This is a genomic window from Ensifer sp. D2-11 (genome assembly GCF_054161295.1).
Map to the genome: position 1 here is coordinate 1591244 of NZ_CP096434.1, position 23947 is coordinate 1615190.

At 65.2% G+C, this 23947-nt stretch carries 24 protein-coding genes; 8 read left to right on the forward strand and 16 right to left on the reverse strand.

Annotated features, from left to right (window positions below):
* Positions 1–265: 265 nt before the first annotated feature.
* From M1D34_RS24515 to M1D34_RS24560, 10 genes are all read right to left on the reverse strand, one after another.
* Entirely contained in the window at positions 266–697 is a 432-nt protein-coding gene (locus M1D34_RS24515; RefSeq protein ID WP_498782830.1) for an OsmC family protein, read from the reverse strand.
* 84 nt (positions 698–781) lie between these two features.
* Positions 782–1810, reverse strand: coding sequence for a trans-3-hydroxy-L-proline dehydratase (locus tag M1D34_RS24520; protein ID WP_498782832.1), 1029 nt, complete (start codon positions 1808–1810; stop codon positions 782–784).
* A gap of 50 nt (positions 1811–1860) precedes the next feature.
* Positions 1861–3552 carry a cis-3-hydroxy-L-proline dehydratase gene (gene lhpI, locus M1D34_RS24525; protein WP_498782834.1) on the reverse strand — a complete coding sequence of 564 codons (1692 nt, stop codon included), beginning with the start codon at positions 3550–3552 and terminating at the stop codon, positions 1861–1863.
* The gene (locus M1D34_RS24530) at positions 3549–4550 is read right to left on the reverse strand and encodes a 4-hydroxyproline epimerase (protein WP_015243442.1); all 1002 of its coding nucleotides are present in this window, start codon (positions 4548–4550) and stop codon (positions 3549–3551) included. The genes lhpI and M1D34_RS24530 overlap by 4 nt, the downstream gene beginning before the upstream one ends.
* A 14-nt stretch (positions 4551–4564) precedes the next feature.
* Positions 4565–5806 (reverse strand): NAD(P)/FAD-dependent oxidoreductase, encoded by a 1242-nt coding sequence (locus M1D34_RS24535; RefSeq protein WP_498782836.1) that lies wholly within the window; start codon positions 5804–5806, stop codon positions 4565–4567.
* On the reverse strand, positions 5807–6529 hold the full coding sequence (locus M1D34_RS24540; protein WP_498782838.1) for an amino acid ABC transporter ATP-binding protein: 723 nt from the start codon (positions 6527–6529) through the stop codon (positions 5807–5809). It abuts the gene before it with no gap.
* Entirely contained in the window at positions 6522–7175 is a 654-nt protein-coding gene (locus M1D34_RS24545) for an amino acid ABC transporter permease (protein ID WP_003528591.1), read from the reverse strand. The genes M1D34_RS24540 and M1D34_RS24545 overlap by 8 nt, the downstream gene beginning before the upstream one ends.
* A 12-nt stretch (positions 7176–7187) precedes the next feature.
* Positions 7188–7853, reverse strand: a complete 666-nt coding sequence (locus tag M1D34_RS24550) for an amino acid ABC transporter permease (RefSeq protein WP_010975155.1) — start codon at positions 7851–7853, stop codon at positions 7188–7190.
* 66 nt (positions 7854–7919) lie between these two features.
* Positions 7920–8726 (reverse strand): ABC transporter substrate-binding protein, encoded by an 807-nt coding sequence (locus tag M1D34_RS24555; RefSeq protein WP_003528598.1) that lies wholly within the window; start codon positions 8724–8726, stop codon positions 7920–7922.
* Between the two features lie 186 nt (positions 8727–8912).
* Entirely contained in the window at positions 8913–10430 is a 1518-nt protein-coding gene (locus M1D34_RS24560; protein ID WP_010975153.1) for an aldehyde dehydrogenase (NADP(+)), read from the reverse strand.
* Positions 10431–10672: 242 nt separating this feature from the next.
* Between M1D34_RS24560 and M1D34_RS24565 the strand changes: the two genes are divergently transcribed.
* Together M1D34_RS24565 and M1D34_RS24570 are read left to right on the forward strand one after the other, a co-directional pair.
* Positions 10673–11710: an Ldh family oxidoreductase gene (locus M1D34_RS24565; RefSeq protein WP_498782842.1), complete on the forward strand. Its 1038-nt coding sequence runs from the start codon at positions 10673–10675 to the stop codon at positions 11708–11710.
* A 68-nt stretch (positions 11711–11778) separates the two neighbouring features.
* Positions 11779–12171, forward strand: coding sequence for a YkvA family protein (locus M1D34_RS24570; protein WP_498782844.1), 393 nt, complete (start codon positions 11779–11781; stop codon positions 12169–12171).
* A gap of 47 nt (positions 12172–12218) precedes the next feature.
* On the opposite strand, the gene M1D34_RS24575 is transcribed toward M1D34_RS24570, so the two are convergent.
* The 3 genes from M1D34_RS24575 to M1D34_RS24585 all read right to left on the reverse strand — a co-directional run bounded on the left by M1D34_RS24575 (position 12219) and on the right by M1D34_RS24585 (position 15175).
* Entirely contained in the window at positions 12219–13181 is a 963-nt protein-coding gene (locus M1D34_RS24575) for a dihydrodipicolinate synthase family protein (protein ID WP_498782846.1), read from the reverse strand.
* Positions 13182–13301: 120 nt separating this feature from the next.
* Positions 13302–14012, reverse strand: a complete 711-nt coding sequence (locus tag M1D34_RS24580) for a GntR family transcriptional regulator (protein WP_498782848.1) — start codon at positions 14010–14012, stop codon at positions 13302–13304.
* A gap of 104 nt (positions 14013–14116) precedes the next feature.
* Positions 14117–15175, reverse strand: coding sequence for an adenylate/guanylate cyclase domain-containing protein (locus tag M1D34_RS24585; RefSeq protein ID WP_498782850.1), 1059 nt, complete (start codon positions 15173–15175; stop codon positions 14117–14119).
* Positions 15176–15363: 188 nt separating this feature from the next.
* Between M1D34_RS24585 and M1D34_RS24590 the strand changes: the two genes are divergently transcribed.
* From M1D34_RS24590 to M1D34_RS24610, 5 genes are all read left to right on the forward strand, one after another.
* A complete protein-coding gene (locus tag M1D34_RS24590; RefSeq protein WP_498782852.1) occupies positions 15364–15813 on the forward strand; it encodes an SRPBCC family protein in 450 nt (149 codons plus the stop codon).
* Positions 15814–15940: 127 nt separating this feature from the next.
* Entirely contained in the window at positions 15941–16492 is a 552-nt protein-coding gene (locus M1D34_RS24595; protein ID WP_498782854.1) for a DUF1003 domain-containing protein, read from the forward strand.
* A 73-nt stretch (positions 16493–16565) separates the two neighbouring features.
* Positions 16566–16841, forward strand: coding sequence for a hypothetical protein (locus M1D34_RS24600; RefSeq protein WP_003528620.1), 276 nt, complete (start codon positions 16566–16568; stop codon positions 16839–16841).
* Between the two features lie 49 nt (positions 16842–16890).
* Positions 16891–17955, forward strand: a complete 1065-nt coding sequence (locus M1D34_RS24605) for a polysaccharide pyruvyl transferase family protein (protein WP_498782856.1) — start codon at positions 16891–16893, stop codon at positions 17953–17955.
* Complete coding sequence (locus tag M1D34_RS24610) at positions 17942–19366, forward strand: Coenzyme F420 hydrogenase/dehydrogenase, beta subunit C-terminal domain (RefSeq protein WP_498782858.1); 1425 nt, start codon at positions 17942–17944, stop codon at positions 19364–19366. Before M1D34_RS24605 ends, M1D34_RS24610 begins: the two co-directional genes overlap by 14 nt.
* Here M1D34_RS24610 and M1D34_RS24615 read toward each other — a convergent pair.
* From M1D34_RS24615 to M1D34_RS24625, 3 genes are all read right to left on the reverse strand, one after another.
* A complete protein-coding gene (locus M1D34_RS24615) occupies positions 19279–20241 on the reverse strand; it encodes a glycoside hydrolase 5 family protein (RefSeq protein WP_498782860.1) in 963 nt (320 codons plus the stop codon). The genes M1D34_RS24610 and M1D34_RS24615 overlap by 88 nt on opposite strands.
* A 71-nt stretch (positions 20242–20312) precedes the next feature.
* Positions 20313–20912, reverse strand: a complete 600-nt coding sequence (locus M1D34_RS24620) for a histidine phosphatase family protein (RefSeq protein ID WP_498782862.1) — start codon at positions 20910–20912, stop codon at positions 20313–20315.
* Entirely contained in the window at positions 20909–22012 is a 1104-nt protein-coding gene (locus M1D34_RS24625; RefSeq protein ID WP_498782864.1) for an inositol-3-phosphate synthase, read from the reverse strand. Before M1D34_RS24625 ends, M1D34_RS24620 begins: the two co-directional genes overlap by 4 nt.
* A 151-nt stretch (positions 22013–22163) precedes the next feature.
* Here M1D34_RS24625 and M1D34_RS24630 point away from each other — a divergent pair, with 151 nt between their 5' ends.
* On the forward strand, positions 22164–23912 hold the full coding sequence (locus tag M1D34_RS24630; RefSeq protein ID WP_498782866.1) for a hypothetical protein: 1749 nt from the start codon (positions 22164–22166) through the stop codon (positions 23910–23912).
* Positions 23913–23947 lie beyond the last annotated feature (35 nt).

Genomic DNA, 23947 nt, shown 5'->3' on the forward strand with positions numbered 1-23947 from the left:
TGCGGCTGTGCCGCGCATACAATAGGACGAACGGCGCCTGAAGGCGCCGACATGGGAGTGGAAATTTCTGTACGCTGCATTGCGCTGGATGCGGTTGAATTCATGCGGCGCTCAGCGGAATTCTCGAATGCCCCCTCATCCGCCTGGCGGCAAGCGGCAAGGTTCCGGACCTATTCTGCGCGATGAGATGCGAGGAGCGACCCGCTTGTTCCTTCTCCCCGTGAAAACGGGTGGCGGCAGGCGGATGAGGGGCGGAGGCGCCCTGTCAGGCCGCCGTATTCGACGTGTCGACCACCTCGAAATCATGCGTGATGGTCGCCGTCTTTGCGAGCATCGCGGATGCGGAGCAATATTTCTCGATGGAGAGGGCAACCGCGCGCTCGACCTTCTTGGCGGCCAGACCACGGCCCTTGACGATGAAATGCATGTGGATGCGGGTGAATACGCGCGGGTCCTGATCCGCCCGATCGGCGTCCATCTCGACCACGCAATCCTCGACGGCCTCGCGGCCCTTCTCTAGGATGTGGACGACGTCGAAAGCCGAGCAGCCGCCGGTGCCGATCAGCACCATTTCCATGGGGCTCGGCCCCGGTGTCGGGCCATCCGGGCCGGCGGCCGTGCCGAGCACGACCTTGTGGCCGCTGCCCGATTCGCCGACGAAGGTCCTGCCTTCGACCCATTTGATGCGTGCCTTCATTCTATTCTCCTTCGTGTCGCGATGCGTTCATCATAGTTCGGATGACGCAAAACGCTCTCGATTTCCACCCGCGCGCCAATCCGCTCAGCGCGCCCCCCAGGTGTCGGTCAGCCGGTAGCCCTCGGGCCAGGGGTCCGACGGGTCGAGCATGTGCTGATGGGTGCCGGTAATCCAGGCGCGGCCCGAGATTTCCGGCAGCACGGCCGGCCGGCCGCCGACTTCGGTGGTGCCCAGGATGCGGCCGGAGAAGGTGGAGCCGATCAGCGAAACCGCCGTCAGCCGGTCCGAGAGCCCCATCTGGCCGCGCGCATGCAGCACGGCCATGCGTGCCGAGAGCGCCGTACCGGTCGGCGACCGGTCGACCTTGCCCGGCTGGATCGCGACTGCAGCACCCGCCCGCAGGCCTTCCGCCGTGCGCTCCACGGGACCGGCAAAGAGGCAGAAGGAGAAATGCCGCCAATCGGGGTTTTCCGGATGATGGAAACCGAGCTTGGCATTTGCCGCATTGGTGATCCTCACGCCGAGCCGGGCGATGTCGTGCGCCTCGTCCGGCTTCAGGGCGAAGCCCATTGCGGCAGCATCCACGATCACGAAACTGTCGCCGCCATAGGCGGTGTCGACTGTGAGGGTCCCGAGCCCCTCGACCTCCAGCTTCGCGTCCAGCCGCTCGGCAAAGCTCGGCAGGTTCTCGACGAAGATGCGTTCGGCCTTGCCGTCACGGCACTCCGCGCGCACGCGAACGAGACCGCCGGGCGCTTCGAGCGTGATCTCCGTCACCGGCTCCTTCATCGGCAGGATGCCGCTGTCGAGCAGCACGGTTGAAACGCAGATCGAGTTGGAGCCGGACATGGGCGGCGTATCTTCCGGCTCCATGATGATGAAGGCAGCATCCGCGTCGGGATGCTTGGGCGGCACCAGGAGATTGACATGGCGGAAGACGCCGCCGCGCGGCTCGTTCAGGACGAAGTTGCGCAGGGTCTGATCGCGGGCGATCCAGCGGCTCTGTTCCCAGATCGTATCGCCCGGCGGAGGCGCGACACCACCGACGATCACGTCGCCCACTTCACCCTCGGCATGGGCCGAAATGACATGAATGGTCTTGGTGCTGCGCATCGCGAATTCCTCGTTTCAAAAATCAGCGCGGTTACGAACTCCGCCGCGCTTCAGGAAAGCCATTCCGGCAGCCGGGGCGGGACGCGCCCGGACAAGGCCGCCGAAACGCAATCGGCAAGACTGCCGAAGCGTACTGTGCGGCCTGAAAGACCGGGACCGTAATGGGCATATTTGCCGGAATTGGTCATGACCGCCCGAGTACGCGTCGGGAACACGGGCTCGGAGATCGAACACCAACAGAGGTCCGGCAGCACCTGGACGCCGCTCTCCTGAAGCCGCGCGAGAATGCCCTCGCCGCGTGCCTTCGCAATGACTTCATGGCCGGCCGTGACGATCACTGCCACATCCGGATGCCGCTTGCGGCCGCCGAGCGCCTCGGCCAGCGCCCGACACTCGGCAAGGGACGCGTGCGGGCTGCCGATCGCCACGAGTTCGACTTCAGCCGGACCCTCGTTCAGGGCGGACCAAGCGGCCGTCAGCTCGGCGCGGGCAATGGTCGCATGATCCGCGTCCTCAGCCGCGGCACCGCCGGCTTCCGGCGTCACGCCCTCCACATGCAGCATCGGCGCGGCCGAAGTGGTGCCGAAGGCGGCGCAGAGCGCCTTCAAGTCGTCGCGCGAGGGCTCCGCCGGGGCGAGCCCGCGGATGAGCGGGATGCGATCTGGCGCCGCCCGCCCGGCGAGATAGCCGATCAACGGCCAGAAAGCGTCGTCGGCGCCCGCGGGCAGTTCGACGTCTATGATCCGCCGTGCCTTGCGGTGTTCGTCGAGATAGACGCCGGAGAGCGGCGCGCGTCCGGTGAGCGCGATGCAAAGATCGAGGAAATCCGGGTGCTTTGCCGTCCGCGCACCGAGCACGCTGTTGGCGAAGATCACGGCATTGGACTCCGCCCAGGCCACGGCTTCGCCCGTTGCTGGCGCGCTGTCGAGCAGATAGGGCGAACAGGTGAACGTCGGCCGGCAGCCCATGCGGACATAGGCGTCGGCGAGCCGCGCCGCAGGGTCGCCGAAGGACGGCGGCACACCTTGCCTCTGCCAGTTGCCATGGTCCACGGAAATGGCGTTCATCGTCGCCGGGATCCGCACTTTCGCGCCCATCTCCGCCATCTTCTCGGCAAAGGTGAGGTTCGCGGGACTGGCATAGATGCAGCCGTCGATATGAGCCTGCGTCACATCCACGAGGCCCAGCGCCCCCTGGTGCGCCGCCATGGCGGAAATGATGCGCATGGCCTGCGCAACCGCGACGCCTTCCGCTCCGTCGAGCATGGCGCGGTCGCCATCGGTGAGGTCGAGCGCGGCCGTCGCCGGCGGAACGACGGGGATCGCCAGCCCCTCGGCTTCAATCGTCCTGTCGCCGATCCGCGCCGTCTTCGCACGGGCGAGCGCCGCGAAGGCTTCCGGCGCAAGCCGCAGCACCGGCAGCGGGCTGGCGAACATCTCGGAGGCGATCAGCGCGCCGAGGGTCAGCACATCTTCCGGTTCGGAAAATACGAGTGCGGCAGGGCCACGGCCGGTCAGCACCAGATCGAGCAGCACGCCCGAGCCCGTACAGGAGCCGCGGCTCGACGGCATCATCAGGATGGAGCCGGTAAGCGGGACGCCATGCAGCGGGTGATGCACGTCGATCACGCGGCCCGTCGCGGGATCGACCCCGCCCCAGAAACTCAGCGCCTCCCCGGTCGCGATGACCGGGCCCTCGGCCGACCCCTGAAGGATGCTGCGGGCGGGATCGAGGCCGCTCATTTTACGACGAAGCCGTGGGCGAAGGGATCGCGGTCATCGATGAAGATGGTGTTGATACCGGTCATTCTTGCCCAGCCGGCGATCGACGGGATGATCGCGTCGCGATCGGCGACCTTCGCCGCCGCTTCGACGCGGCCCTTGAAGAGCGACCCGATGATCGACTCGTGGACGAATTCGTCGCCGACCTTCAGCTTGCCCTTGGCGGCAAGCTGCGCGATCCGGGCCGATGTGCCGGTGCCGCAAGGCGAGCGGTCGATGGCCTTCTCGCCGTAGAACACCGCGTTGCGGGCATGGGCCTCCGGCTGCGTCGGCTTGCCCGTCCACTGGATGTGGCTCAAGCCCCGGATCTCCGGATGTTCAGGATGGACGAACTCGTATTTGGCGTTCAGCGCGGCCCTCAGCTTGGGGCTCCAACCGACCAGTTCTCCCGCCGTATGGTCGGCCATGTCGCGGAAGTTCTTCTGCGGCTCGACGATGGCGTAGAAATTGCCGCCATAGGCGACGTCCACCACGATCTCGCCGAGCCCCTCGACCTCCGCCGTCAGCCCTTCCGCATAAAGGAAGCTCGGCACGTTGGTAAGGCGCACTTCCTCGACGAAGCGGCCCTCCTGGCGGTAGGTGATGTCCACCTTGCCAGCGGGAGCATCGATCGACAGCTTGCCGGGCTCGCGCGGGGTGATCAGGCCGTTCTCGATGCCCATGGTGATGGTTCCGATGGTGCCGTGACCGCACATCGGCAGACAGCCGGAGGTCTCTATGAAGAGCACCGCCACGTCGCAGTCGGGCCGGGTCGGCGGGTAGAGGATCGAACCCGACATCATGTCGTGGCCGCGGGGCTCGAACATGAGACCGGTGCGGATCCAGTCGAATTCCTTCAGGAAATGCGCGCGTTTTTCCAGCATGTTCGCGCCTTCGAGACGCGGGCCCCCGCCCGAAACGAGGCGGACGGGATTTCCGCAGGTGTGGCCGTCGATGCAGGAGAATGTGTGGGTGGCCATGGTCGAAACCTCTGTCAGAATCTTTGCGGCGAAAAGGGTGCAATGTCGATGGCCGGAGTCCGGCCGGTCAAGAGATCGGCGACGATCCTTGCGGTGCCCGCCGATTGGGTGAGCCCGAGATGGCCGTGACCGAAGGCGAAGATCACCCGCGGCGTCGCGCGGGCGCGGCCGATGGCCGGCAGGCTGTCGGGCAGCGACGGCCGGAAGCCCATCCACTGCACCCCGCCTTCCGGTTTCAAACCGGGCAGGAAGGCCTGCGCCTTCTTCAGCATCGCTTGGGAGCGGCGGAAGTTCGGCGGCAGATCGAGCCCGCCGAGTTCGACCGCACCGCCGACCCGGATACCGGTCGACAGCCGTGTCACGACGAAGCCATGGCCGCCGAAAGTGATCTGCGTTCGCAGGTCGAACGCGTCGGCGGGAAGCGTCGTATTGTAGCCGCGCTCGGTTTCGAGCGGAATGCTTTCGCCGAGCGTGCGCGCAACCCGGTGCGAGAAAGCGCCCGCCGAGAGGACCACCTGCGCCGCCCGCCGCGTCCTGCCGTCGGCGCTCAGGACTTCGACCCCGCCATCGACGGGCTTCAGCGCCGTGACCTCCGCGCGCTCGATCACCCCGCCGATCGTGCGAAAATGATCGGCAAGCGCAAGCGTGTAGAGCTTCGGATCGGCGATGGAATACCAGCCGGGCGTGAAGGTAGCGTGGGTGAAGCGCGCCGCCAGGCCCGGCTGGATCTCGGCAATGCCTGCGGCATCGAGATGCCGGAACTCGATCCCGTGATCCGCGCGCGCCTTCCAGCCGGCAAGCGACGCCTTGAATTCCGCCTCTCCCTCGTAGACCTGAAGGTTGCCTTCCTTGCGCAGCATGGGCGCCGTGCCGGTCGCACCGAGGAACGGCTCGAGCTCCGCTTTCGACAGGTCCATCAGCGCGGTCTGGGCCGCGGTCGAATGCGCCACGCGCCCCGGCTGACAAGCGCGCCAGAAGCGGAACATCCATGGCGCGATCTTCAGCGCATAGGCGGGCGGCACGGTCAGCGGCCCGAGCGGATCCAGGAGCCATTTCGGCGCCTTTTTGAGGATGCCGGGCGAGGCAAGCGGAAGGATATCTGTGAAGGCGAATGCCCCGGCATTGCCGGCGGAGGCGCCGGCCGCCGGCCCCTCGCGGTCGAGCACGGTGACCGACAGGCCGCTGGCCACGGCGGCAATTGCAGCCGAGAGGCCGACGACCCCCGCGCCGATCACGATGACGTGCGGTGCGGCCATTTATCGTACGCTCGCCAGGAACTTCTGCGTTTCAAGGTTCTGCGGCGAGGCGAAAATCTGATCGGGCGAACCGATCTCGGCCATGATCCCCTGATGGAAGAAGGCCACGCGATCCGACACGTCGCGGGCAAAGGTCATTTCGTGGGTAACGCAGATCATCGTCATTCCCTCTTCCGCCAGCATCTTGAGGGTGTCGAGCACCTCGCCGACCAGCATCGGATCGAGCGCCGAAGTCACCTCGTCGAACAGCATATATTCCGGCGACATGGCAAGCGCCCGGGCGATCGCCATGCGCTGCTGCTGGCCGCCCGACATGCGGTTCGGATAGACCTTGAGCTTCTCGCCGAGACCGACATGGGTCAACTGCTTCACCGCAATCTCCTCGGCCTTGTCCTTCGAGAGGCCAAGCACCTTGCGCGGGGCGAGCATGACGTTTTCGAGCACGGTCAGATGCGGGAAGGCGTTCCATTGCTGGAACACGATCCCGACCTTGCGGCGCAGCCTGTTGAGATCGGTGCCCTTGGCATGGACATCGGTCCCGTCGATCACGATCCGGCCGGAGTCGATCGGCTCCAGCCCGTTGATGCAGGTGAGCAGCGTCGACTTGCCGGAGCCGGAGCCGCCGATGATGGTGACCACCTCGCCCTTTTCGACGGTCAGGTCGATACCCTTGAGAACCTCCAGAGAGCTGAAGGATTTGCGGACGTTTTCGATCTCAATCATTGGGGGACCACCGTTTTTCGAGATACCCGCCAAGCCGGGCGACGGGGAAGCTGAGGAGGAAGTAGATGGCGCCGCAGATCAGCAGAATGAAGAGCGGCTCCTGCAGACGCGTGACCAGTATCTGCGAGGCACGCAGGAGCTCGACCAGGCCGAGCCAGAGCACCAATGCGGAGTCCTTCATCACGCCGAGCGTCAGGCCTATCCACGACGGAAGCGAAACCCGGGTGGCAAGCGGCGCCACGATGTAGCGCATGTCCTGCCACCAGGTCATGCCGAGGGAGCGCGCCGCACGGCGGGTCGTCACCGGCACCGATGAAATTCCGCCGCGCACGATCTCCGCGCAGAACGCCGCCGTGTAGAGCGAAAGCACCACGCCGGAGGTGGTGAAGGCGCCCCAGCCGAGCTTGGCGATCGACTGGAAGGCATTGCCGAGCACGAGCTGGATCAGGAGCGGTACCGAGCGGAACACGTCGAGCAGCAAGGTGAGCGGCGCCGACCAATAGGGTCCGATCTGGAACCGGATCACTCCGAAGAGGATGCCGAGAACGGTGCCGGCGGTGACGGCGACGGCGGTTACCGCCAGCGTCATTCCGGCGCCTTGCGCAAGAAAGGCGAGATCGTTCCAGGTGAGGGCAGTATCAAACATCTCTCACCCCTCTCAGTAGCGGAACATGCGCCAGGCGAAGGCCCGGGCTGCAAGCGTGACCGCCTTGGCGATCAGGTAGTAGATCACCGCAGCGAGCGCGAAGAATTCGAATGTGCGGAAGGAGCGGGCATTCAGCTCCTGCGTGATGCCGGCAAGGTCGGTGTTCATGCCGACGGTGACGCCGAGCGACGTCATCAGGATCGCCCAGACCATCTGGTTGGTCGCAGGCAGGAAGGCCACGCGCAGCATCTGCGGCAGAACGATCAGCCGGAACGCCTGCAGCGAGGTCATGCCGAGCGACCGGCCAGCGCGGGCCTGCGTATCCGGAATGGCCTTGAGCGCGCCGCGGAAATTCTCGGCAAGATAGCCCGCATTGTTGAAGGCGATCCCGACCAGAAGCGCCGTATAGGGACTCAGGTGGATCCCGAAATTGCCGAGGCCGAAATGGGCCATGTAGATCTGGAACAGCGCCGGCGTGTTTCGCGCGACCTCGACCCAGGTCGTGGCGATGCCGCCAAGGATACGGCTGCCGGACAGGCGGAACACGGTGAGCGCGATCGCGCAGGCGACGCCGATGACCATCGACAGCACCGCGACCTGCAGCGTGACCACCGCGCCGTCCAGCATCTGCGGCAGCGCCCTCAGCGCCTGGTTCCAGTGGAAGGTGTAGTTGAACATTCCCGTCTCACCCCTCGGAATGCAGCGACGGCGCGGGTTGCCCCGCACCGTCAGACGATCCTCGGATCAGCGGTAAACGCCGTTCACCGCCAGGGACGGAGCCTCGCCACCGACCCACTTCTCGTAGAGTTCGGCATAGCGGCCGGTACGGACCTGCTGATTGACGAACAGGTTGAGGTAGTTGAGGAAGCCGTATTCCTCGCGATTGGTGAAGAGGGCCACGTAGTCGATGTCGAAGGGCGCCTTGTCGACCACGGAGATGCCGGGGAACTTGCCGCCCTTGACGTTGGACTGCGCGACCGTCGAGGTAGAGACGGTGGCGTCGAGCTGGCCCTGGCTCAGCGCCAGGAAAACGTCGGCCTGCGTCTGATAGGGGCGGAACTCGCCCTCGCCCCAGGCCTTGACCTGGTTTTCGAGTGCGATCGCCTCATAGGTGCCGGCGGTGGCGCCGACCACCTTGCCCTTCATGTCTTCGAAGGACTTGATGCCGGACTTCTCGTTGGCGGTTACCGCCATTTCAAAGGCGAAGTAAGGCACCGTCATGCCGACGGTCTTGGCACGCTCGAGCGTATCGGAGGTGGAGGCGACACCGACATCGACGCGGCCGGACATCAGCGCCGGGATGCGCTCGGGAAACGGCGTCTCCACGATCTCCGCGGTGACGCCGAGCGCCTTGGCCAGATCGTTGCAGTAATCCACGTCGAAGCCGATCGGTTCGTTGTTCTCGTCGCGCGAACCCATCGGCGGGAAGTCGAGCACCACGGCGCAGCGCAGCGTTCCCGAAGCGATGATGTCGTCCAGCTTGTCGGCATGGGCGGGGCTCGTCAGAGCGGTGGCGGCAACGAGGCCGAAGGCGAGGACCGAGGTCTTCATTATTGTTCTCTCCCTTGAGTTGGCCGATCGGTGTGACGGCGCGCGCACTATTCCGCGTCGGAGAGCACAAATCAATTTAAAAATACAATTAGTATACAAAAAGTATATAACAGGGCGCCTTTTCGCAATGGAAAGGGGCTTTCCCTTGTGGAAAAGCCCCTTTTATTGCGCGGCCGGGAGGCTGGATCAGCCGAGGAAGTCCTCGGGCAGCAGGTCTTCCGGCATGTTCTGGTAAGCGACGGGACGCAGGAAACGTCGAATCGACATGGTGCCGACGCTGGTTGCGCCGAAGTTGGTCGAGGCTGGATAGGGGCCTCCATGCACCATCGAATCCACCACTTCAACCCCGGTCGGGAAGCCGTTGACCAGCACCCGGCCCGCCTTGCGCTCGAGCACCGGACGCAGACGGCGCGCCGTCTCCAGATCGCCCGCATCCATATGGATGGTTGCGGTCAGCTGGCCCTGGAAGCCGCGCGCGAGCTCTTCCATTTCGGCCGGCGATCCCACCCGAACCACCAGTCCAAGCGGGCCGAACACTTCTTCGCCGAGCGCATGGTCGGCCAGGAACTGGGCACCCGTCGTCTCGAAGAGATTGGGCGATGCGTCACGGCCGGACGACTCGGTCGCAAGCAGCGGTTTGACGGCGTTGCGCGTCGCAAAGCGCGCCTGACCGTCGCGGTAGGCCTTGGCGATACCGTCCGTCAGCATGGTTTGCGGTGCCACCTTGGCAAGCGCCTCGACGGCGGCGGTGGTGAAGCGGTCGGCGTCCGCACCTTCGATGACGACGGCGATTCCGGGATTGGTGCAGAACTGCCCGGCGCCCATGGTGAGCGAACCGGCCCATCCCTGCCCCAGCGTTTCCGCCCGTGCCTTCAACGCTTCCGGCAGCAGGAACATCGGGTTGACCGAACCGAGTTCGCCGAAGAACGGGATCGGTTCGGGGCGCGCCGCGCAAAGATCGAACAGGGCACGTCCGCCGGCGAGCGAACCGGTGAAGCCTACGGCCTTGATATGGGGATGCTGCACCAGCGCATGACCGACGTCGCGGCTGCCGCCCTGGATCAGCGAGAATACGCCGGGATGAACACCCGTCTTGCGGATCGCTGCGTCGACGGCCTCGGCGACGATCTCGCCGGTGCCGGGATGCGCCGAATGACCCTTTACCACGACCGGGCAGCCGGCTGCGAGCGCCGCGGCCGTATCGCCGCCGGCGGTCGAAAAGGCCAGCGGGAAATTCGAGGCGCCGAAGACGGCGACCGGACCGACGGGGCGCTGGACCAGCCGTATCTCCTGACGGGGCGCCGGCTGGCGCTCGGGCATCGCCGCATCGACGCGCCGGTCGAGATAATCACCCTTTTCGATATGATCGGCAAAGAGCCTGAGCTGGCCGGTCGTGCGGCCCCGTTCGCCGTTGAGCCGCGCCTCGGGCAGGCCGGTTTCCTGGCTGCCGATCTCGGTAATCGCCTCCGCCCGGGCCTCGATCTCGTCGGCGATGGCGCGCAGGAAGGCGGCGCGCTCCTTGCGCGAGGAATAGCCATAGGTCCAGAAGGCTTCCTCAGCCGCCTCGCAGGCCCGGTTCACCAGCTCTACGGTGCCTACGGCAAAATCATGCGCCGGGCCATGCGCCGGCGCCGAAGCGAAGGTGCCTGCCCCATCGAGCCATTCGCCCGCGACGAGGTGTTTTCCTTTGGGGGTGAAAATCATCTGACTTTCCTTTCTCTGGATCACGATGATCCTGGTCGATTCGGCACAAGATCATAAAACGCGTCGATTCCCGTAACGAAGCGGGATTGCCGGCGGAAATTCGCATACACTCTCCTCGCCCGTTGCGGAACCGTATACCCTGCGCGAACAGACGAATTGAACTTGCCGGGGGTTTGTATACTCTATGTATGCAGAACATCAACCGCCTGCCCCTGAATCAGGCCTAGAATGAGAGAGACGACATGAGCGAGACAACCACCCTGACGACCACCGCGCTTCAGGAGCGCGTCGAGGCGATCTTCCGCAAGGGCGGCCTTAACGTGGTCCAGGCGGGCGCTCTCGCCCGGGTGATCGTCGCCGGCGAACGCGATGCCTGCAAGTCGCACGGCATCTACCGGATCGAGGGCGCGCTGCGCACGGTCAAGGCTGGCAAGGTCAAGCCGGACGCCGAGCCGGAAATCGTCGCGCAGGAAGCCTCGGCGATCGTCAAGGTGAATGCCGGGGGCGGTTTCGCCAATCCCGCCTTCGAACTCGGTCTGCCGGTGCTTGCCGAGCGTGCCCGCAAGCACGGCATCGCCGCACTCGCCATCAACGACTGCACGCATTTTTCGGCGCTCTGGCCGGAAGCGGAGGCGCTCACGGGAGAAGGGATTGCCGGACTCGTCATGTGCCCGAGCTATGCCACGGTCGCACCGACCGGCGGCAACAAGCCGTTGCTCGGCACCAATCCCTTCGCCTTCGGCTGGCCGCGCGCGGGCAAGTCGCCCTACGTCTTCGACTTCGCGACATCGGTGGCTGCACGGGGCGAGATCGAGCTGCACCGCCGGGCGGGCAAACCGCTGCCCGAAGGCTGGGCCATCGATGCACAAGGCAATCCGACCACCGACCCGGAGGCGGCGCTCGCGGGCGCCATGCTGCCCTTCGGCGGGCACAAGGGTTCGGCCATCGGCACGATGGTCGAGCTGCTGGCAGGCATCATGATCGGCGACCTGACCAGCCCCGAAGTGCTCGGCTACCTCGGCACCACGACGCTCGCCCCCTTCCATGGCGAACTCATCGTCGCCTTCTCCCCGGAAGCTTTTGCCGCCGGCCGTCCAGGCGACCCCTTCGCCCGGGCCGAGCTGCTCTTCGAAGCGATCGTCGGCCAGGGCGCCCGCCTGCCTTCGCAGCGCCGCTTTGCCGCCCGCGCGAAGTCGGAGGCCGAAGGCATCACCCTGAACTCGGCCGAGATCGAGCAGCTCGACCGGCTGCTTGCGCTCGGGCTCGACGCCGTGGCGTGATCCCCCGGCGCGTACGTACTCTTTCGCCCTCCTGTGAAAGGCACAGGAGGGATGCGGGGAATTCAGACGTGAAGTGGCTGGACCGGGCACGCCGATGGGCAAGGGGCATCAAGCGAGACGTCGTCGTCCTGTGGCTGGCGGCGCGTGACCGCCGTGTGCCCTGGTATGCGAAGCTGGCGGCGGGCGCGGTCGCGGCCTATGCACTGTCGCCGATCGACCTGATACCCGACTTCATCCCGGTCTTCGGCTATCTCGACGACCTGGTCATCGTTCCGGTCGGCATCATCGTCGTGCTGAAGCTCATCCCAGCCGATGTCCTTGCGGACCTGCGCGCCGCAGCAATGAAACACACCGAGCGGCCGGTGAGCCGGGCCGGGCTGGTGGCGGTCATTACAATATGGGTCCTGCTGGCAACTCTGCTCTTGTGGGTGGCGCTTGGCCCCCCTGCCGCCGTGCGGTAAAAGGAAGAGGCCCTCCTGATGGAGAGCCTCCTCCGTCTCCGGCCCGATCAGGCCTTGTACTTTTCGACGGCGCCCGGGAGCTTGCTCCACTCGGCATACCAGGTGTTGAAGAGCTTGAACTGCGCCTCGACATAGCCGCGCTGGCTTTCGGTCAGCGCGTCGGTCTCGTTGAAGTGGAGCGTGTATTCCTTGTCTCCCTTCAGCACCATCATGTGCTTGAAATAGAGGACGAGGTCCGGCCCTTCATCGAAGGAGGAAAGCACGGCAAGCGCCTGCTCGAGCTCCTGCGCACGCTGGCGTGCATCGACATCGCCGGCGGCTGCGGCCTGCGACAGGTTGCAGAGGTGAATCACTTCCTTCGGCAGTACGTTGCCGATACCCGTGATGGCGCCGGTCGCGCCACAGTTCACGAAGCCGTGGAAGACGGCCGTATCGACGCCGATCATCAGCGAGACGCCGTCGTCACGGCTGGTGATGTGCTCGGCCGCGTAGCGCATGTCGGCATTGCCGCCGAATTCCTTGAAGCCGACGAGGTTCGGATGCTCCGCGCGCAGCGCGAAGAAGAGGTCGGCCCGGGTGGCGAACCCGTAATAGGGGCTGTTGTAGATCACCGAGGGCAGGTCCGGCGCGGCAGCCAGGATTGCCTTGAAATGCGCCTTCTGCGCCACGATCGAGGGACCGCGCGACAGCACGCGCGGGATTACCATCAGGCCCTGCGCTCCGACCTTCTGGGCATGCGCCGCATGCGCGACGGCCAAGGCGGTATTGACAGCACCGGTGCCGACGATGACGGGGATGCCCGCCTTTACCAGTCGCTCTACGCCTTCCATGCGCTGCGCGTCGGTCAGGAGCGGCCAATCGCCCATCGAACCGCAATAGACGACTGCCGACATGCCATCGGCAATCAGAGCCTTGCCCTTACGGACGAGGGCATCGAAGTCGGGCGTGCGGTCTTCCCTGCAAGGGGTCATCAGGGCTGGGATCACGCCCGAAAAAATCTTGGCCTTCATTTCAAACTCCTTTTGGCCTGTCGGATGGCAGAGACATGACGCCATATTCGGCGTCCCTGTCTGTGCTTCCAGATGAAAATACCATTTGTATTTTATTTGTCGACAAAAATTATGCTGAGATCACAGAGCAATTTCGAGGCGGTCGTTACGGGCAAAAAGCTTCTGGATCTGCTGGACGATCTGTTCGGCGTGCGTACGCGCCAGCCGATCGGCCGCCTCGACGTCCCGGACGGCGATGACGGCGATCATATCCTCGTGCTCGTCGACGAAGCGCTGCGGCAGCCGGTCGTCATAGGACTGATAATAGAGTCTGAGTATCCGCCGCCCCTCGTCGAGAAGCCTGTTGAAAAGGCCGATGAAATAGGGATTGCGGCCTGCCTCGGCGATGGCCGAATGGAAGGCGGCATTGGTGGCGATCATCGCCAGCGCATCCTGCGCCTGGACCGCTGCGGCGAATTCCGCCTGACGGGCGCGGATCACCTCGAGATCCTCCGGGCGGTGGTGTTCGGCCGCCAGGCGCGTCGTGACGCGATACATCAGCACCAGCGCGTCGAAGAAGGTGTGCAGGTTCAGGAAATCGATATTCGACACCATCGTCGATCTGTTGGGCAGCGTCGCGATCAGCCCCTCTCCCGCCAACCGCACCAGCGCTTCACGGATCGGCGTGCGCGACATCTTGAACCGTTCGGCAAGCTGCACCTCGTCGATCGGACAGCCCGGCGGCAGAACCAGATCGAGGATTTCGTCCCGCAAGAGGTCATAGACCATCTTCACGCCGGAACCGCGCTTGCGTTCGGGAGCTGAATTGGTGTCCGTATCCTTGTTGGTCATGCGGCCTCCTTCTTGTCGACAAAAGAAATACTTCTGCGCGACGATGGGATCAACGGGCTCCTCCGCATGTTTCTCGGATTTCAGGCCGTTTTACCGATAATCTTTCAGGTCTCCGGCATGGTAAAGACGGCGCAGGGCGCCGCAATGCCGCGCAGCGCGTGTTCGCCCAGCGGCACCAGCGAGGTCCTGGTCTCCGCGGCAAGCGCGCCCGAAATCAGAACCGATCGCCCGAGCGGCCGGCACAGCCCCTCCAGCCGGCTCACCAGGTTGACGGCCGGACCGATGGCGGTGAAGTCCAGCCGATCGATCGATCCGACATTGCCCCACAGTATCTCGCCAAGATGCAGCGCCGCGCCGAAGCGCAGCGGCGGCAGTTCCCGTTCATGGCGCAGCCCCTCGAGATGCGCCATGCCCGCGCGGGCGGCAACGACCGCGCGCAGCGCCCGGTCGCAGGCCTCCGCCGGCAAATCGTTAACCGGGAAGATCGCCAGCACGCCATCGCCGATGAATTTGAGCACCTCGCCGCCGAAGGCGTGTATCGCTCCTGCAAGCCGGTCGAACCAGTCGTTGAGCGCCGCGATCACGCGTGCCGGCTCATGTTCCTCGGAAAGGCCGGTGAAGTTGCGCAAGTCGGCATAGAGCAGCGCCGCCCGGATGCTCTCTCCGGTGCCGCGGCTCAGCGCCCCGGCCTGCACGCGGGCAGCACTGCGGCGGCCGAGATAGGCTTCGAGCAGCGCCGCGCGAGTCGCCCGCTCGGCCAGGACGGCCAAGGGCGCCGCTGCGAAGCGGGCCGTCTCACGCAACCGCGCGACCTCGGCCGGATCGAACTGGCGCGTCCCGGCCCAGCCCAGCACCACCTTCTCTGCCGTCCGGCCGACCACGTCCTCCTGCACCGGACCGAACCCCGCCAGCCAGTCGCGCCCGGCGTGGTCGACCGGCCCTTCGGCAAAGCCGAGCGCCTCGATGACCGCACCGTCCTCCGCACGCCAAAGCCAGGTGCGCCGCGCGATGATCGGATGCGGCACCGCCAGCGTCAGGGCACCGCCGGCCAACGGAAGGCCGTCGGCGAGGAGCCGGGTTCCAAGCTCTGCCAGGAACGGGTCGGGGCCGGACGAGGTACCGGCCTCGTCCAGAAGCCATGCGAGGGGTGCGGGCAGGTCCATGCGTTGATCATAGAGCAGTTGCAGGAAATGTGTGAAACGATCTCGTCTCGCGGCACCGATCCGAAAATCGCCCCGGTTCCGCACGGGAGTGGCGCGGGCGCTCCCGTCGGGATATGATCGTTCCGTCCGGAACCGGCGCCCGGCCGTCCTTTTCGCCGGCGCTCGATGGCAACCCGAAGGGGAGTCCGATGCAAGAAGCCCTCGTCGTCCGCCGCGAAACGCACGTCTCGGCGCCGCCCGCCGCGGTGTTCGCCCTGCTTACCGACCCGGAGAAGATCCTGCGCTGGATGGGAACGGAGGCCGATGTCGATCCGAAGCCCGAGGGGCTTTATCTCGTCAATGTCACCGGGGCCCGCTTCGCCCGCGGCTTCTTCCGCGAGGTGGTGCCGGTGCACCGCCTGGCTTACAGCTTCGGCTGGGACGACAGCGATGTCGTGCCGCCGGGCTCGAGCCTGGTCGAGATCGACCTGATCGAGCAGCCGGATGGAACGCTGGTGCGGCTGACCCACTCGGGCCTGCCCAATGCCGAGCAATGTGCCGGCCATGCCGAAGGTTGGGCCCATTATCTCGATCGGCTTTCGGAAGTTGCCGCCGGACGCGACCCCGGACCTGACCCGTGGCACGGCCGTACTGGGTGAGCCTTGGCCCGGCCGCTGGCCTAGGAGCTTCCGCCTCGTCCTTCTCGCGCGGAACTTTGCGGAGCCTGATGTGTTTGCCGGTAGCCGCCGGCAACAAGGCGGCCCACAACGTGTCGCGAGTGTTCGGATGGCATCGAGAAGGAACAGCGCCGAGGAAAGAGCGTCCGCCGCTCGAACCATGCCGAGACTCGAGCGCAACATAAACGCCATCCTGAAGCGGCGTGAGGAAGATGAACGCGCCCGGAGGGCGCACGACAGGGTCGCCCAGGCGATCACGAAATTCGCAGGGTCCATGACTTTCGTCGGCTTGCACGTCCTGGCGTTCGGCGCCTGGATCGCTGTCAACCTCGGGCTGGTTCCCGGCTTACCGGTGTTCGACCAGACTTTCGCCGTCCTCGCCATGGTGGCTTCGGTGGAGGCGATCTTCATTTCCACCTTCGTTCTGATCAGCCAGAACCGGATGGCCGAAAAGGACGACGAGCGCTCCGACCTCAATCTGCAGATTTCGCTCCTTGCCGAGCAGGAGGCGACGCAACTGCTCGCGCTTCTTCGCGAGATAGCCGCCCGGCTGGGCGTGAAGGTGGACGGTGAAGAGGATATCCGTGAGCTCACCAAGGAGATCACGCCCGAAGAGGTCCTCAATCGGCTCGAGGACCAGAAGGTCCGGTCGGGCGATTAGAATCACGCCCATTTGCCGCAGGAACAATCGGCTGGGTCCGTCATTTGACGACTGACAGCAAAAGGAGACCTAGATGGAGGAGTCACAAGCCATTTCCCGTCCGCAACGCGCTTCCGACTATCCCGGTCGCCAGATGGACTGCATCGCCGCTCTGCGGCCGGCCGTTTCGGATCTGGCGGCGACATCCCAGGAAAGCATCGTGGCGGCGATGGGCGGAGAACTGACCGACGATCTGCTGGCGCTCGCCCGTCGGGCCGAGGCGGCCGGGTGGACGTTCGAGGAGGCATCGGCGGCGATCGAGGAGCTTGCGCGCGAATATGAGGGCGCGAAAGGAACCATCTTCGATTGAATCCGGTTGGACCCGGCGATCTGCTTCCATGGTCAGGAGATAGGGGCCGTTGGCAAAACTCGGCGTTTTGACCTTCCACCGCTGCATCAATTATGGATCGTTCTGGCAGGCGCGATCTCTTGTCCACGGACTTCGTTCGCTCGGCACCGATCCCATTGTCCTCGATCATCATTCCGCCCGTGTCACCCGGGCCGAGTGGCGCTGCGCGATGCAGCCGCTCCTGCCGGAGAGAACCCCGCGCGCGGACATTCCGCTCTACGCTTCCAAGATCAGAAAATTTCAGAGCGCCCTGGCGTCGGTGCCGATGAGTGCCCCCTTCGCGCTGGACGACCCTGATGGTGCCGAAGAATGCGATATCGTCGTCGTGGGCAGCGACGAGGTCTGGAACTTGCGGCATCCCTGGTACGGCGGTTGCTCGCTTTTCTACGGGGAGGGGCTCTCGGCCAAGAGAACCGTTTCCTACGCGGCGACGTTCGGAAACCACCCCGCGGCCAATGGCCTCGAACCATACTGGGCTGAAAGGCTGCGGAAGTTCGATGGAATTTCAGTCCGCGACGACAATTCGAGGGCGATCATCGAAAAGGATGTGGGACGCGAGGCGACGCTCGTCCTCGACCCGTGCCTGCAGTTCCCCGAGACGATTTCCTTCGGCCCGAATACTCTGGCTTCGCGCCCCTACATAGCCGTCTACGGACATTCGTTCCCGTCCTGGTTTCAGCACGCGGTTCGCCATTGGGCGACGACGCGCTCGCTGCCTCTCGTCAGCATAGGCTATCGCAACGAATGGGCGGACGAGCAGTGGCTCGATGCCGGGCCCTACGAGTTCGCCGCCTGCATGGCGGGTGCCGAGGCCGTCGCGACGAATTTCTTTCACGGCTGCATATTCTCCCTCCTCAACGCCAAGCCATTCGTCACGGTCCTTTCCGACTATCGTTCCAACAAGATCGCCGATCTCGCACACACCGCCGGCGCGGAACGGCACGTGGTCTCGCAGGAGACGCCGCAAGCCGGCTACGAGACGCTTCTCGCAGAAGCCCCGAGCCCGGCTATCGCGCGAAGGCTCGCCGAACTTCGCCGGCAATCACGGACCTATCTGACAGATGTCCTCGCCTGAGCGCCCCGCACCCGCCTCGGCCCGCGCCTTGCTCTCGCCGGGGCAGATGGCGAAATCCGGACTTTGCATCGGTTGCGGCACGTGCATGGCGCAATCGGGCGGCAGCGCTGCGATGCGTCTCGACCGCTACGGCCAGCTCAAACCGGCCGCTACACATCGCCCCGACGGCTTCGCCGAGCTGTGCCCCTTTTCACCCCACGCCCGAAGCGAAGACCGGATCGCCGAGGCGCGCTTCGGATCGGCGCGATTTTACGACCCGCGGATCGGCCGCTTCGAGGCAGCCTATGTCGGCCATGTCAGCGAAGGCAGCTTTCGAGCGGACGGCAGTTCCGGCGGCATGGCCAGTTGGACGGCCGCGGAGCTTCTGAAGAGGAACCTCGTCGACGCGGTTGCGCATGTGGTTCCCTGTTCAGGCGCCGGCGAACGTCTTTTCCAGTATCAGGTCTCGCGGACCGCGGATGACCTGCGCAAGGGCGCCAAGTCGCGCTATTATCCGGTGGAGCTCTCCGGCGTCATCGCCGAAATGAAGCGGCATCCCGGCCGCTACGCAGTCGTCGGGATTCCCTGCTTCATCAAGGCGATCCATCTCCTCTGCCTCGACGACCCAGTGCTTGAAGAGCGCCTTGCCTTCACCCTCGGCCTCTTCTGCGGACACATGAAGAGCACCCGCTTCGTGGAAAGTTTCGCCTGGCAGATGGACACGGAAATGAACGCCGTGGCGGGCGTGGACTACCGCCGGAAGGATCCCGGAAGACCGGCAAACTGGTACACGGCCCATCTGCGGCTCAAGGACGAAAGCACGAGAAGCAAGGATTGGTGGCATCTGGTCGACGGCGATTGGGGAGCCGGGTTCTTCCAGAATTCCGCCTGCAATTTCTGCGACGACGTGGTGGCCGAAACCGCCGACATTTCCTTCGGCGACGCCTGGGTCGAACCCTATTCGTCCGACGGCCGGGGAACGAATGTGGTCGTCGTTCGCTCACCCCTGCTGCAGGCGCTCGTGGCCGATGCGATAGACGAGGGAAGGCTCGAACTGAGCGAGGTCGACAGTGCCTTCGTCGTGGAGACGCAGGCTGCCGGATTCAGGCAGAGACGGGAGGGGCTGGCCTTCCGGCTGGCCTGGCCGCGTTACGGCATAAGACCAAGGAAACGCGTTGCGCCGAAGTGGAGCGGCTTGCCCGCACGGCGGATGCTGGTCTATTGGCTGCGTAGCGCGATCAGCGCGAACAGCCACCGTGTCTTCTGGCTTGCCAGAGCCCTGAACATGCCGGCCGCCTATCTCCGCTGGGCGTCGGCGATGCTCGCTCTCTACCAGGGCGTGACCTATTCACGCGGCTGGATCGGCAGGCTCGTCGATGCCATCGCGACGCCCGGGCGCAAAGGCTCGAAGGATGATGGGGCGGGAGCATAGCGCGCCGTCATTTCGGCACAGAACTCGGCAAATTCCTCCGGAACGAGGGGCGCGCTCGTGTGGTGCGGGGCAAGCCCCCGGTGCTCGGGCGTGAAGCAGTAGGTGACGGTGACGTCGAAATCTTCGAGCGCTTCCATCTGGCGATCGAACCAGTCGAGCGCGTTCGGCCGGAAGCGGTCGGCCCAGGAGAGCCCCGTACGCAGATATGTGACGCCCAGGCGCTTCATCCAGGCGACGGCATCGTCGAGGCGCGGGTCCTCGAAATGAAACCATTGTACGAGCCCGATCTCCGGCGTGTGACGGGCAAACTCCTCGAACGCCAGTTTCGGCGAGCCGTCCTCGCGCAGAAGACCCATGTAGAAATGCCGGTAATAGGACGAGCCCTCGGCCTCCCGGTGCCGCGTCGTCGCCGGCCAGGCCCGCGGCAGGTCGTAGAGGCTGTACCATTGGATCCGATCCGCCCGGCCCTTCAGGAGTTCGGCGGTTCGCTTCAGACCCCAAAGCTGCACCTCCTCGGCGCCGAAGGTGGAGACGCCGACCTCGCTTACCCAGACCGGCAGTTCGGTGACGCTCTTCAGTTCATCGAGCTTCTGCGGCCATTCATGGATCTGCCAAAGGTTCCAGTCGAGCGGGAAACCATGGGCCGCGACGGCGTCGACATGGTCTAGCACGCCCTGCGATTTCATCAGAGCGAGGAAGTTCGGATCGATCGGCGAAATTCCGCCGAGCACGCGCGTGAGCCCGGGATTGACCTCCCGGATCGCAGCCGCGGCCAGCTTCGCCATATGGGCAAAGCGGCTCCAGTCCGGGTCGATCTCCGGATCCCAATGCGACTTGTTGTTCGGCTCGTTCCAGATCATGGCGGCTTCGATCATGAGTACCTCCGAATTGCCGGAAACGCCGGCCGGCCTCCCGCGTTTGCGGCACCGGCGGACGGGCCGGCGGGCTACGACACGTTTTCGTTCAGCGTCAGGATTTTCGCGCCCCAATCGCCCATCACCAGCACCGAGACGGAGGCAGGCGCGATATCGAAGCGCGGCCAGGCGTCGGCGGAAAGGCCGAGGATATGACATACCAGGGTTTTGATGACGTCCGCGTGGCTGACCAGAGCGACCTTCTCCTGGCCGTGCCGCTGCGCCAGCGCCGCGACAAGTCCGACCGCCCGGCATTGCACGTCCAGCATCGTCTCGCCGCCGGGAGCACGCACGAGGCTGCGCATCGCGTTCCATCGCCGCCAGAGCGGGTCCGTATCGAGGACGTCGAAGGTCTTGCCCGACCAGTCGCCGAAATCCACCTCGTCGAGCGCGTCCGTGGTCACGACCCCTGCGACATCCGACGCCGCGGCGATCGCCGCGGCCGTTTCCTGCGTGCGCTTGCGCGGGCTCGCATAGATCGAGCCTATGCCTTCGCCGGCCAGACGCGCCGCGAGCCGCTGAGCCTGCTCGCGGCCCGCGGAGCCGAGCGGCACGTCGCCGGTCCGCCCGGCAAGAAAGCAGCCGACCCTGTCATGGGCGGCATGGCGCACCAGAAGGAAAGTCGTCGTCACTCGGCCGCCCCCAGGAGTGCGTCGGTATCGCCGGCGATGAATTCCTCCAGGCGTCTGCGCGCTTCGGCATCGGTGAACTGCTGCGGCGGCGATTTCATGAAGTAGCTCGAAGGGGCAATCAGCGGACCGGCGATGCCGCGGTCGATTGCGAGTTTGGCGCACCGAACCGCATCGATGACGACTCCTGCGGAATTCGGCGAGTCCCAGACTTCGAGCTTCAGTTCGACATTGAGCGGAACGTTGCCGAATGTCGTGCCCTCGACTCGAATATAGGCGAACTTGCGGTCGGCAAGCCAAGGGACGTGATCGCTCGGGCCGACGTGGATGTCGCCGGCCGCGAGCGGAATATCCATCTGGCTGACGACCGATTGGGTCTTGGAAATCTTCTTCGATTCGAGCCGCTCCCGCTCGAGCATGTTGAGAAAGTCGGTATTGCCGCCGAAATTGAGCTGGTAGGTCCGATCTATGCGCACCCCCCGGTCGCGAAAGAGGTTGGCAAGCAACCGGTGCACGATGGTCGCGCCGACCTGGCTCTTTATGTCGTCGCCGATGAGCGGCAGGCCGCGCTCGGCGAATTTGCGCTGCCACGACTTGTCCGAGGCGATGAAAACGGGAATGCAGTTGACGAAACCGCAGCCGGCGGCAAGCGCCTGCTCCGCATACCAGCGCGTGGCGACTTCGGAACCGACCGGAAGATAGGAGACGAGCACGTCCGTCCGGGTCTGCCGCAGGACCTCCGCGACGTCGGCGGCGGGCGCATCGGATTCCTCGATCTCCTCGCGCAGATAGCGGCCGATGCCGTCGAGCGTCCTGCCCCGCTCGACGACCACGCCGGTGGCGGGAACATTCGCAAAGCGGAACGTGTTGTTGGGAGCGGCGTAGATGGCTTCGGCGACATCGCGCCCGACCTTCGAAGCGGCGACGTCGAAGGCCGCGGAGACCTCGATATCGCCGACGTGGTACCCGCCGAGACTGGTATGCATCAGCCCCGGAACCGCCTCGTCCTCCTTCGCGTCGCGATAGAATGTCAGCCCTTGGACGAGGGAGGAGGCGCAATTGCCGACACCGACCAGCCCGACCCGAATGGAGTTCGATCGCATCTCACCACTACTCCTGCGCAGTATCTACAATGCTTGCCAAACCCGCGCGCAACCGATTGGTTCCTTCTTCTTTCTCCCGTTTCTCGCGCATCGCGGATCGAATTCAGCCGCAGCGCGTTGAAGGGGCGGACAGGAAAGAGAGCGAAACTTCATGCTCGTATACGGTGACGCAAAGCGCCTGGAGCGCGCCGACATGCTATGCGCAGAGATCGCCTCGCGCCTGCATGCGGCCCGACACCAGCCGGCGGGCATCAAGCGCCACACCGAACTCGTCGCCATCCTGCTCAGGGCCGGGGAACTGGTGCAGGGGCTTGCCGACCTGGAACTGGCGCAGATGGGAGCCGACGAAATCTCCGCATCGCGCCAGACCGGCGAGTGCCTCCTCCTCGACCTTGCCGGGCTCGTCGCCCGGTCCTGGCGCCAGGACTTCGCCGGACCGGTGGCCGTGCCGGCCCGGGTCGCAAGGTCGCTGGCGAACAGCCAGGCACCGCTTTCCCTCAGCATTCGCGAGCCGGAAGGCTACGCCTTCTATGCTCTTTACCCGGAGAGCTATCTCGAGGCCGCGGCAGACTCCGGGCTTCCTGCCGACACGGTGGTGATCGGCCTGCGCAGCATCGGGACCACGCTCTCGGCGATTGTCGCGGCTTCCATCGGTGCCGCGCCTCCGGTCACACTGCGGCCGATCGGCGATCCCTTCCAAAGGCGGCTTGCAGTCGCGCCGCAACTTGCGGAACGGCTGCTGCGCGACCGGGCGGCGAATTTCGCGATCGTGGACGAAGGACCCGGCCTTTCCGGCAGCTCGTTCGGATGCGTCGCGGATTGGCTGGAGGATCACGGCGTCAGCGGCAGGCGCATTCACTTCTTCCCCGGCCACAAGGGCGGACCTGGGCCGCAATCCTGCGGCCGTCATCGCGAGCGCTGGGCGGCGAGGCCGCGCCATGTCATCGACGCCGACGATCTCCTGATCAAGCCGTCCCACCCTGCGCGCCACCTCGCCGATTGGATCGCCCATCTCGTCGGCCCGCTCGAGAAGCCGCTAGAAGACGTCTCAGCCGGCTTATGGCGCAAGACGCTTCCCGGCGATCGCTGGCCTCCCGTGGACGGCAGGTTCGAACGCCGGAAATTCCTGGCGCACGCCGCCGACGGTCCGTGGCTCGTCAAGTTTGCGGGACTCGGCGACGCTGGGCAGCGCAAGCTCGTCAAGGCGCGCCTTCTCGCCGAGGCGGGCTTCACGCCCCCGGTCGCCGGATTGTGCCATGGCTTTCTGGTTCAGAAATGGGTTTCCGCGAGGCCGATGGCGCCGCCGGAATTCCGCCGGCCGGCCTTCATCGCGCATCTCGGCCGATATCTGTCCTTCCGGGCGCGCAGCCTGCCGCCGCCCGCGGCGCAAGGGGCATCCATCGCCAAACTTTGCGAGATGGCAGTGATCAACACCGAAGAGGCATGGGGCAGAGCGGCAGCGTCGCGGCTGAAGACCAGGTTCGGCGATGCGGAGCGATACAATTCGACGATCCTGCCGGTCGATACGGACAACCGGCTTCACCGGTGGGAATGGCTGGTCGAAGGAGAGCGACACATTCTCAAGACCGACGCGCTCGACCACAGCAGTGGCCATGACCTCATCGGCTGTCAGGACATCGGCTGGGACATTGCGGGAGCGAGCATAGAATTCGACCTCACGCGGGAGGAGCGGGCGGAGCTGCGCGCGGCTGTATCCGAAGGCTGGTCGCGCATTCCGAATGCCGGGCTGCTGGAGCTTTTCGAAATCTGCTATCTCGCTTTCCAGCTGGGCCTGTGGATGTCGGCAAAGTCCGCGGCCGCCCCCGAGGAAGTCCCCCGGCTGGAGGTCGCAGCCGCGCGCTATGCGAGGCTCCTTCGGCGCCGGATCGACGGGGATTAGAGCGGGATGAGGAAAAGTGTGTGCGGTTTTCCGCC

Coding starts and splice junctions, on each gene's coding strand:
- M1D34_RS24515 (WP_498782830.1), bottom strand. CDS start 697: ATGAAGGCACGCATCAAATGGGTCGAAGGCAGGACCTTCGTCGGCGAA.
- M1D34_RS24520 (WP_498782832.1), bottom strand. CDS start 1,810: ATGCGCAGCACCAAGACCATTCATGTCATTTCGGCCCATGCCGAGGGT.
- lhpI (WP_498782834.1), bottom strand. CDS start 3,552: ATGAGCGGCCTCGATCCCGCCCGCAGCATCCTTCAGGGGTCGGCCGAG.
- M1D34_RS24530 (WP_015243442.1), bottom strand. CDS start 4,550: ATGGCCACCCACACATTCTCCTGCATCGACGGCCACACCTGCGGAAAT.
- M1D34_RS24535 (WP_498782836.1), bottom strand. CDS start 5,806: ATGGCCGCACCGCACGTCATCGTGATCGGCGCGGGGGTCGTCGGCCTC.
- M1D34_RS24540 (WP_498782838.1), bottom strand. CDS start 6,529: ATGATTGAGATCGAAAACGTCCGCAAATCCTTCAGCTCTCTGGAGGTT.
- M1D34_RS24545 (WP_003528591.1), bottom strand. CDS start 7,175: ATGTTTGATACTGCCCTCACCTGGAACGATCTCGCCTTTCTTGCGCAA.
- M1D34_RS24550 (WP_010975155.1), bottom strand. CDS start 7,853: ATGTTCAACTACACCTTCCACTGGAACCAGGCGCTGAGGGCGCTGCCG.
- M1D34_RS24555 (WP_003528598.1), bottom strand. CDS start 8,726: ATGAAGACCTCGGTCCTCGCCTTCGGCCTCGTTGCCGCCACCGCTCTG.
- M1D34_RS24560 (WP_010975153.1), bottom strand. CDS start 10,430: ATGATTTTCACCCCCAAAGGAAAACACCTCGTCGCGGGCGAATGGCTC.
- M1D34_RS24565 (WP_498782842.1), top strand. CDS start 10,673: ATGAGCGAGACAACCACCCTGACGACCACCGCGCTTCAGGAGCGCGTC.
- M1D34_RS24575 (WP_498782846.1), bottom strand. CDS start 13,181: ATGAAGGCCAAGATTTTTTCGGGCGTGATCCCAGCCCTGATGACCCCT.
- M1D34_RS24580 (WP_498782848.1), bottom strand. CDS start 14,012: ATGACCAACAAGGATACGGACACCAATTCAGCTCCCGAACGCAAGCGC.
- M1D34_RS24585 (WP_498782850.1), bottom strand. CDS start 15,175: ATGGACCTGCCCGCACCCCTCGCATGGCTTCTGGACGAGGCCGGTACC.
- M1D34_RS24590 (WP_498782852.1), top strand. CDS start 15,364: ATGCAAGAAGCCCTCGTCGTCCGCCGCGAAACGCACGTCTCGGCGCCG.
- M1D34_RS24595 (WP_498782854.1), top strand. CDS start 15,941: ATGGCATCGAGAAGGAACAGCGCCGAGGAAAGAGCGTCCGCCGCTCGA.
- M1D34_RS24600 (WP_003528620.1), top strand. CDS start 16,566: ATGGAGGAGTCACAAGCCATTTCCCGTCCGCAACGCGCTTCCGACTAT.
- M1D34_RS24610 (WP_498782858.1), top strand. CDS start 17,942: ATGTCCTCGCCTGAGCGCCCCGCACCCGCCTCGGCCCGCGCCTTGCTC.
- M1D34_RS24615 (WP_498782860.1), bottom strand. CDS start 20,241: ATGATCGAAGCCGCCATGATCTGGAACGAGCCGAACAACAAGTCGCAT.
- M1D34_RS24625 (WP_498782864.1), bottom strand. CDS start 22,012: ATGCGATCGAACTCCATTCGGGTCGGGCTGGTCGGTGTCGGCAATTGC.
- M1D34_RS24630 (WP_498782866.1), top strand. CDS start 22,164: ATGCTCGTATACGGTGACGCAAAGCGCCTGGAGCGCGCCGACATGCTA.